The following is a 1,635-nucleotide window of genomic DNA, read 5'->3' on the forward strand; positions in this document are numbered from 1 at the left end:
CTGGCACCTCACCTGTCGTCCAATGACGACGAACAAAGTTATGAGTGATCAAATGGACATCCAGCGTCCTTTGCAGCCCTTCAGTCATCTTGGCGTAGGTGTTTGTTCGTCGTCGAAAGGCGCTGTTGCGACGACGGGTAGCGGCGTTCTGCCCCTCCAGATGATTGGCATGGATCTCCTGATCACGGACGTCTTGCACGGTTTCTGGATGTTCGGGTTGCGGAGCTTGGTACTTGGGCCGCTTCGGTCCCCGTTTGTGCTTCTGGCTGCCTTTATTCTTGATTCTGACTTTGACCCCTTTGGGCAGTACATGCCGAGGGCGTCCCCTCTTCCCGGTTTTCAAGACCTCCGAGCACAGTTCAAACAAGGTCTGCCCGTACCGACGTTCACCATCTGAAAAGAAAGAAAAATCATTCGTCTGTCGGACAAACCGGCACACCCCCTTCATGACATCTTTGAACAGTTTGCCGTCTTTCTTGCCGCAACGCTGATCCACCAGAAACCGACTGCCGCGTTCCATGATGATTGCCGTCCAACCCGATGATTGGCTGGGATCCGTACGCTTGCCAATGATCGTGTACAGTTCATCTCCTTCAAACGTAAGACGCAGAAACTCGTGGCACAGGCCGTACAGCATCAAGGTCTCTTTCTGACCGGCAAAGCGTTCCTCCCACTCGGCGATCGTATTCTTGTGCGAACCAACGACACGTCCCGTTGCCCTCAATCCCATGCCTTCGTCACGCATCCTGATGGCCAACGACACTTTACTGATTGATGATTTCAGATGCTCCATAGGCGTCCCATAGGTCTCGGAGAATCGAACGCCGCAGGCTTGGCAGCGCAGCAATACACGATGCCCGTTATGGACGGTGACGTACCGCTTGTCGATAACAGCACCGACAAGCCGACACGATGGACAGGTAATGGTTTCGTTAATGTTCATGAGACTGAATTACAGCTTCTGCCAGCGTCAGTCAAGGGCGGTCAGAACAGTCGGAGCCCAGTGCCCTACAGACTGTCTCAACCATTGCGGGGACTCTGTCCCCGCGCCCCTGGGATTTTTCGCTTCTTATTCCTTTCGAACGGATTTTGAATTTATAATCTTTAAAGTTTTACCGATTGCCGAAACGACCTCTGCTCTATTAGCCAGTACTTTTGGACGGAAAGATGGTGACTTTAGAAGATTCATCCCATTATATTCACCCATTAATCCTTTTTCAGTACAATATGCAATCTCATAGAAAAAATCTGAAATTACATTTGGAATTGAGTTATTTACATCAGTATAGTAGTTACTGTACTTTCTGTCGAATCGCGTATTTTCACCAGATGACACGATTGGATTATAACCATGCACCATTGCAAGAAAATATGCTAATTCCTCTCTTGTAATTTTATCCTCTGGCCTAAGCTCTCTCTTTATTTTATTTTTAAATTTATTCAACCATGTGCTCGGTGTCGTATGATCAAGATTGATATCGTATGCAGGGGTTGACTCAAGAACTTTTTTATGAATGCAAAAGAATTTGCCAAAATCAGAATTTTCTTTTTCGCATTCGATGCCTTTTTTTCTTGCCGGTGGTTTGTTCAACCCATCGCTTGAGGGTGGTTTGCTGCTGTTGCTGCTATTCAGAC

The 1,635-nt window shown here is 47.8% G+C and carries 1 protein-coding gene and 1 pseudogene; both read right to left on the reverse strand.

Annotated elements, in window-relative coordinates:
* Positions 1 to 943 (reverse strand): IS1 family transposase (locus ASN18_RS12925; protein WP_157072988.1); only part of this gene is annotated, 943 nt, incomplete at its 3' end.
* 126 nt (positions 944 to 1,069) lie between these two features.
* A pseudogene (locus ASN18_RS12930) lies at positions 1,070 to 1,635 on the reverse strand (hypothetical protein); the annotation flags it as partial.

The sequence above is a fragment of the Candidatus Magnetominusculus xianensis genome (assembly GCA_001541255.1).
In the GTDB taxonomy this organism is placed as follows: Bacteria; Nitrospirota; Thermodesulfovibrionia; order Thermodesulfovibrionales; family Magnetobacteriaceae; genus Magnetominusculus; species Magnetominusculus xianensis.